General features: G+C 63.4%; 11 protein-coding genes. 6 read left to right on the top strand and 5 right to left on the bottom strand.

Annotated features, from left to right (window positions below; all coding sequences use genetic code 11):
* Positions 1-123: 123 nt before the first annotated feature.
* The gene (locus AA309_RS07300; protein WP_084730946.1) at positions 124-369 is read left to right on the top strand and encodes a DUF2933 domain-containing protein; all 246 of its coding nucleotides are present in this window, start codon (positions 124-126) and stop codon (positions 367-369) included.
* Entirely contained in the window at positions 366-662 is a 297-nt protein-coding gene (locus tag AA309_RS07295; RefSeq protein ID WP_047188336.1) for a hypothetical protein, read from the top strand. The genes AA309_RS07300 and AA309_RS07295 overlap by 4 nt, the downstream gene beginning before the upstream one ends.
* Here the strand turns inward: AA309_RS07295 and AA309_RS07290 are convergent.
* The 4 genes from AA309_RS07290 to AA309_RS07275 all read right to left on the bottom strand — a co-directional run bounded on the left by AA309_RS07290 (position 634) and on the right by AA309_RS07275 (position 2,652).
* Positions 634-1,197, bottom strand: coding sequence for a hypothetical protein (locus AA309_RS07290; RefSeq protein WP_047188335.1), 564 nt, complete (start codon positions 1,195-1,197; stop codon positions 634-636). The genes AA309_RS07295 and AA309_RS07290 overlap by 29 nt on opposite strands.
* An 86-nt stretch (positions 1,198-1,283) precedes the next feature.
* Entirely contained in the window at positions 1,284-1,802 is a 519-nt protein-coding gene (gene copM, locus AA309_RS07285; RefSeq protein WP_052954529.1) for a CopM family metallochaperone, read from the bottom strand.
* 31 nt (positions 1,803-1,833) lie between these two features.
* Entirely contained in the window at positions 1,834-2,166 is a 333-nt protein-coding gene (locus tag AA309_RS07280) for a four-helix bundle copper-binding protein (protein WP_047188356.1), read from the bottom strand.
* 126 nt (positions 2,167-2,292) lie between these two features.
* Positions 2,293-2,652 (bottom strand): hypothetical protein, encoded by a 360-nt coding sequence (locus tag AA309_RS07275; RefSeq protein ID WP_047188334.1) that lies wholly within the window; start codon positions 2,650-2,652, stop codon positions 2,293-2,295.
* A gap of 159 nt (positions 2,653-2,811) precedes the next feature.
* Here AA309_RS07275 and AA309_RS07270 point away from each other — a divergent pair, with 159 nt between their 5' ends.
* The 3 genes from AA309_RS07270 to AA309_RS32915 all read left to right on the top strand — a co-directional run bounded on the left by AA309_RS07270 (position 2,812) and on the right by AA309_RS32915 (position 4,047).
* Positions 2,812-3,069, top strand: a complete 258-nt coding sequence (locus AA309_RS07270) for a heavy-metal-associated domain-containing protein (protein WP_047188333.1) — start codon at positions 2,812-2,814, stop codon at positions 3,067-3,069.
* A gap of 11 nt (positions 3,070-3,080) precedes the next feature.
* On the top strand, positions 3,081-3,413 hold the full coding sequence (locus AA309_RS07265; protein WP_047188332.1) for a hypothetical protein: 333 nt from the start codon (positions 3,081-3,083) through the stop codon (positions 3,411-3,413).
* Between the two features lie 217 nt (positions 3,414-3,630).
* Complete coding sequence (locus AA309_RS32915; RefSeq protein ID WP_200901958.1) at positions 3,631-4,047, top strand: hypothetical protein; 417 nt, start codon at positions 3,631-3,633, stop codon at positions 4,045-4,047.
* Between the two features lie 82 nt (positions 4,048-4,129).
* Here AA309_RS32915 and AA309_RS07255 read toward each other — a convergent pair whose 3' ends face one another.
* Positions 4,130-4,765: a helix-turn-helix domain-containing protein gene (locus AA309_RS07255; protein WP_244470287.1), complete on the bottom strand. Its 636-nt coding sequence runs from the start codon at positions 4,763-4,765 to the stop codon at positions 4,130-4,132.
* Between the two features lie 858 nt (positions 4,766-5,623).
* Here AA309_RS07255 and AA309_RS31760 point away from each other — a divergent pair.
* The gene (locus AA309_RS31760; protein ID WP_052954528.1) at positions 5,624-6,619 is read left to right on the top strand and encodes a phasin family protein; all 996 of its coding nucleotides are present in this window, start codon (positions 5,624-5,626) and stop codon (positions 6,617-6,619) included.
* Positions 6,620-6,741 lie beyond the last annotated feature (122 nt).

Here is a 6,741-nt window from a genome sequence, read left to right as displayed (position 1 = left end):
CTGCCTTGCAACGCGGCCTGCCCCTCGGGATCCACGATCACGGTCCCCGCCTTTGAGGGAAATCAAGGCGGGAACCGCACGGAGGGGCCAAGCTCAAGCTCGTCCAGATCGGGAGGCCCTGCCATGAGCACCACAGACACCACTCCGCACGCTTCTCCCATCCCACCAAAGCGCTGGCGCACGATCCTGGTCGGCACTCCGCTAGGCTGGGCCGTCACGCTCGCGCTGGCCGCGCTCGGCGTCCACCTGTTCGCGAACCACACGGGCCACATCGTGGCCGCCCTGCCCTACCTGCTGCTGTTGGCCTGCCCGCTGATGCACCTGTTCATGCATGGCGGCCACGGCCATCATCATGGACGGCGCGGATGACCGTCGCCCGGCCCGAGCGCCTGCGGCTGGCCGAGCTCATGTCGGGCCTGGGCGCGGTCGTCCTCGGCGTCGGGCTCGGCGTGCTGGCTGCCGACCGTCTCGGCCGCGTCGGCTTTCCGCTCCTGCTGGTCGGACTGGTCGTCCACGCCTGGGGCATGTACGACAAGCACCGCCTGGAGCGCCGGGCCGACGCCGTGGATGCCTGGTGGGAGCCCGTGGCCTACTGGACGTGCTGGGTTCTCCTCGGAACCATCGCACTCGGCGTCATCGGTCGGCTGCTCGGGCTGGCGTAAACCCGGGACCGATCCAGACGAAGCTTACGGCCCGCCTCAGCCCAAGGCTTCGGGCGCGCGCCTCGCGCAGGATGTAGGCAAATGCCGAGAACGCGGATCGGTGCTCGCGGAAGCGCAACGCGAGTTCCCAGATCGCCTCGATCATGGGAGTGCCCCAAGCGACATTCGCCGCCTTGCGCGGGATGCCGCGAATCCCGACGAAGACCGCATCGTCGGAGTCGAGGCCGACCCACCACTCGTCATGAATCAGTCGGCTGCGTTTGTCCTTCGCCTGCCAGAAGTCCTCGACGTTCGCGGTCAGGTCCTCGAGCTCGAAGTCCTTGAAGCCGCTGTCGCGGATGATCTCCCTGATCCTGTCCCGCGACGGTCCGCCCACCAAGTCGGAAGCCATCCGCTCGCCACCGCCGTTGAGTTCCGTGAGGAGTTTGATGAGCGCGGCCTCGGCTTGGGCGAACGTGATCACCAGGTTGCCCAAGGGGCGCAGGAACGGGCGGTAGAAGACGTCGGCGACATCCGGGTGCTCCTGTTCGTCCATCGGCCCTCCAGGCAACAAACAACCATTCCGCCCGATCGAGCCCGGGCAGGCAAGGAGTCCCCGCGATACGCGGGGACTCCGCCACCTTACTGAGATCCTTCCTTCTTGGCGTTCTTCTTGAGCCAGTCCCGCATTTCGGCAATCTCCTGCTCCTGCGCCTTCTTCGTCTTCTCGGCCATCTTCTTGGCCTCGGCGTTGTCGCCTGTCTTGAGGACCACGTTGGCCATGTCGATGGCGCCTCGATGGTGGGCGATCATCCCGCAGACGAAGGCCACGTCGGAGTCCTTGATCATGTGGGCGGCCATCATCGGGCCGTGCATCTTCATCATGGCTTCCATGTAACCCTTCTGGGCGTCGTTCATGTTGGCCATCATGCCCTGCATGCTCTGCTGCATGCCCTGCATGTCCATGCCCTGCATCATCTGCATCTGGCCGCCGGCCTGGACCCCGGTCCGGCACTCCTCGGGCAGGCTCTCGGCCGACATGGCCATCTGGCCGCCCGAGGGATGCTGCATCTGGTGCTGCGGCTGGTTCTGCTGCGCCAGGGCGCTCCAGGTGCCGGCAGAGACCAAGGCGGTGGCGAGAGCGATCGTTCGAAGCGTCATGTTGGTATCCTTTTGTTCGGGGTTGTGAGGATCAGGCCGCCATTCGGCGGCAGCTCTCGGCGCAGCGGCGGCATTCGTCGACGCATTCCTGCATGTCGCCAACCTGCTCGCAGGAGCGGGCGCACTCCTCGCAGATCTCCGCGCACTCCCGGCAGGTGTGCTTGTGGTGCGGCGTTCCGATCAGCATGAAGTGGGCCGAGGTCCGGCAAATCTCCGCACAGGCCATCATGAGGCGGAAATGGCTGGGCTCGACGTGCTTGCCGCCCTGCTCCAGGCAGTGCGTCATCGCCATGCCGAGGCAGGTCTGGTAGCAGCGCAGGCACTCGTCGATGCAGGACTGCATCTCTTTCGACATCTGGTGCATGGTCGTCTCCTGAATTCCAGGTGCATTGAGTTCACGGCCCGCAAGGGCACGGCGCCTGACGCGCCGGCGGACCAGGCTCATGACGAGCGGAAGCCCTCACTTGGGCGTATCGGCTCCGCCTCTGGTTCAGGCCTGTTTTGGTGGGCGATCAGGTCCCAAGGGAGCAATCGGTGCCACTCCCGGGTCGCCAGGGATTGGAACGGTGACCCACGGCAAAGGAACAGTCGCCAGATCGGCAAAGCCGGGAATGACGGCCATGATGCAGCCGGGATGGCAGCAGATCTGCCCCATGGCATGGGGCTTGGCCGGAGAAGCGTGATCGTGGTCCTGTGTGCCCGGGACCATCACGTCCGCCCCGCCATGGTGTGCCGTCGTGCCGACGGTCGGATCCGGCGCCTGGGCCACCGCGTACAGCGGCGCGCTCGCGAGGCCGAGGGTGACCGTCACGACCAGCAGGTAGCAGAGCATGAGGCGAAGGCAGGCCACGGCACCATCCCTTGGATCATGGCGGAAACGAACGCTCCCATGATCGGTTCCCCGTGCCGGAATGTGCCCCTTGGGGAGTCCCGCGAAACAATGGCTTGACCTTACCATCATTGGAAGGCGCACGGTTCGAACATCGCCACCACGAACGGAGAAGATGCGATGTGCGGATGCAGCACCCACCAGACCGAGTCCACCCAGGTTGCCGACCGTGATCCGGCTGCCCTGACCCTGCGGGTCGAGGACATGACCTGCGGCCATTGCGCCGGCACCCTCAAGAAGGCCATCGAGACGGGCCTGCCCGGCACGAGCGTGGACGCCGATCCGGTCTCCAAGCTTGTTTCGGTCCGCGGCACCACCGATTTGAGTTCCATCAGAGCCCTCGTGGCCGAGGCCGGCTACACTCCGACCGCAGCCTGAAGGAGACTCCCATGCTCGACCGCCGCCGCTTCCTGACCGCTCCCGGCACTGCGGGGGCGGTCCTGGCCATGAGGCCCGCCCTCGGCAGGCCTGCCGAAGGTCGTCGTGAGCAAGGGACTCGTCCTGCGGATGCTGTTCCGGGAGTCGACCATATGACCGAGATCGCGAAGCGGCTGGCGGCTCTCATGGGCTTTGCCTATGCGGGCGAATACGATCCCTCGGATGCCTGCTTCGGCAGGGTCTACTTTGTCCCAAGCGACACCTTCCTCGTGCTAATTTTGCAGGATCAGGACGTACTTGGGTATGGCATGCTGGTTCAATATCCCGCATGGGGTGTCTACTAAAGCTGAGGCGTATCCAATAAAACGGCGGTTTGTTCGGTCTATTGGCTTGGCCTCCGATAAATTGGAGGAAAAGAGACGCCCTCCCGCAAGATGCGTTGCCGCGAAGCATCATACGGCTCATCCTTTTCTTCGACCCAGCGGAAACGCTGGCGGGTCACCGATCAGCGAATGGGAGAGTTGGATGACCAGCACAGCCGCAATGCCCATGATGGGCAGTATGATGCCGGGCATGATGCCCCCGATGCCAATGGGTGGCATGATGCCCATGATGAACGGCATGATGCCGGGCATGATGCCTCAGATGCAGATGAGTGGCATGATGCCCATGATGAGCAGCATGATGCCGAACATGATGTCTCCAATGCAAATGGGTGGGATGATGCCCATGATGGGCGGTATGATGCCGGGCATGATGTGTCGCATGTCCTGCGAAATGGCCGCCGACGGTTCCATGACCTGCAACATGACCCCGATGGAGGGCATGTCCGCAGACATGTTCAGGATGTGCTGCGAGAACATGATGAGGATGATGGAGATGGGCATGCCCTGCATGATGATGTGTGGTGGCATGATGCTCATCGGCACAAGCGTGGGCATGAGCTCGCAGACGAAGCCGATGAAGAAGAGCGCCTGAGCACGTTATCCTTCTCAAGGCGGCGCCGTCGCGTGCCCGCCACGGCGCTGCCTGCTCAGGGACAAGACACGGGCAAATTAGATCACCCGACTGTCTCCACGTATGACATCACCAGGTACATGATCGCCATCACGTGCCCGGGATTGCGGTAGATATGCGGAACATCGGCCTGAAAGATGATCGAGTCGTCCGCGTGGAGACTGTAAACGGAACCGTTGATTTCGATCTCCACATCGCCGACGACAACGGCCAGGTTCTCAATTGTGCCTGCCGCATGGGCGACCGCATTTTCCTGCGACTGCGCTGCAAGAGTGAGCTTATAGAATTCGACTCGCCGCTCTGCTTCGAACGGGAACAAGGCTCTTGAGGTGAAGCTGCCATCGGCTGATGTGAGGATCTTTGCATTCTTCGAACGCATCACGACGGTGCCGCTGCCGGCGCTTGGGCTTGTCAGCGCCGAAAACGGGACGTTGAGCGCCCGCGCCACCTTCCACAACAGCGAAATCGTCGGAACGCTTCGCCCGAGTTCAATCTGACTCAGCATGGCGCGGCTGACGCCAGCCAAGTTCGCAAGGCGCTCTAGAGAGTGCCCACGCGAGCGGCGCAGCCGCTTGAGATTGCTGCTGACGATCTCGGCAAGTTCTTGAGCCTCATTCTCCAGATCGCCCTCGGCTTCGTGAGCAACACCGGCGAGATGATCCTTGGGCACATCTCTCACGGCGACACCTCGTTTTACCGATTCATCGGCCAAGCATTGCCTACCCAGACGGGCACGAAGAACCATACTGCAACCCAGGTCCCAGGCACAACGGCGGGCATCGGGGCCATTGACTGCGTCGCCATCTGACGTCGGCGCCGAAACTCATTAAGATCGATGATTTCTGCCGTCGCAGCCATGACCCGTGCTCTGGAGTTCATTAAACGGAACGTATATGCCGTTATATAGAACTTTTTGTCAATATAACGGAACCTTAGCTGGTAGCAGAGTCCCAGCCCCTTGTACTTGTTGCTATTTTGGCTTGTCGCGCCTTCCTTATCGCTCGTTCTGATTAACAAACATCTGGGGCATGAACCTGATACTTGATAGAAGGGCCAGTAATTGGCCCACAGCCAAGCCAAGCGTTCGATGGTGGTGTGTCCAACTAGGGTCTGCTCCGTGTCAGCGCCTCTTCGTCTTGGAGCGTGTCGCTCGCCTAAGATAGTGGTCGGCACCTGACCTGCGCCGGGTGGCCCTTGCTACCGAATGCCGGAATGCGTTGGGAACAAGGCCTTCCACGCGACTGGGCCAACTATCCGGCATGGATTCGAGCCACCGCCGCAGGCCCGCCCATGGAGCGACATCCGGACCGCGAAAATCTCAGGGGGGTGACGAGCCTGCGACCTCTCGTCCCTGCGCCGCATCGGGTCGTCCCTAGGCAGGAACCCGAAGGCCAGTGCGGGGTTGGAGACCAACCCATGTTAATCGCGCCGGCCCGAGTCCTGTCCGGTGTCACGGGGTCCCAGTTCCAGTTTTCGAGTTTCCAGCGGCATCGGCGCCAAGCGCCGGGCCGCCCATTTCAGCATCTGCGAGGAGAAGATGGCAACCAACGGACGATACAGCAAAGCGCCACCCGACAAGGCGAACGAACTGTTCGAGAAGCTGCTCGCCACGTCCGACGGAGCGGTGAAGACCCGCGAGAGGCTCTTTCAGGAACTCAAGGAGGAGTTGGAACTGCTCGCGAGGCTTCAGGAAGAGCACCTCTTCCCTGTGCTGAGACGGCACGGGATGCTCGACCTCCTGCGCGACGCCGCCAAGGACAACGAGGACACGGCCACGCAGCTCGCGGAGCTGGAGGGCCTGCCGAAGAACGGCAGCGAATTCCTCGGCCGGGTGGCCGAGCTGAGGAAGACCTTCCAGCAGCACATCCGGGACGACCGGAAGGAACTTCTCCCCGCCGTTCTCCAAGTCCTGAGCGACGAGGAGGCCCAAGCCGTAGCCGAGAAAGTGGAGGAAGACATGGCTAGCATCGACGAAACCAGGCGCGCCGACGCCCGACGCTCCCGCGAGCAGGCCGAGACCGTGCAGCGGGTGACGGAGGACGTCGCGGAGACCCTCCGGGCCGGCGTGGAAGGCGCCCAGACCATGGCCCGCGCCATGCAGGAAGCAGTGGAGAGCGGCTTCGAGGCTGTCACCGACCTGACCCGGCGCTCGACCGATCAAGCCATGCAGGTGCTCGGCCGTCCCGGCGGCGATGCCCAGGGACTGACGGAGGAGGCCTCGCACAACCTGCGGGCCGTCGCCCACTCCGGCACGGCCCTGGCTCGCGGGCTCCAGGACGTCTCCCGCGAGGTGCTCGAGCGGAGCCAGCGGCACATCCGGCGCAACATCGAGGGCTTGGCCGATCTCGCCCGTTGCCGTTCCATGAGCGACCTCGTCGAGGTGCAGGCCTCGCTCCTGCGCGACAACCTGGAGCTGACGATGGAGAACAGTCGTCGCATCGCCGAGCTCACGATCCAGATCACCGACGAGGCCACCCGCACGGTGACCGTGCAGGCTGAGAGGACGGCGAACCGCTTTAGCAGGGTCGCCTGATCGCGTCCTGATCCTGACAGGCGGAAGCTCCCGGCCCCTCGCCGGGAGCCTTTTCGCAATCCAAGGGTGGTCTCGGAGGGACGAAGACGCTGATCCGGGGAGCGTGCACCTGCCGGGGCGCC

The sequence above is a fragment of the Microvirga vignae genome (assembly GCF_001017175.1).
GTDB classification, from domain to species: domain Bacteria; phylum Pseudomonadota; class Alphaproteobacteria; order Rhizobiales; family Beijerinckiaceae; genus Microvirga; species Microvirga vignae.
This window is presented reverse-complemented; position numbering and strand designations above follow the sequence as displayed.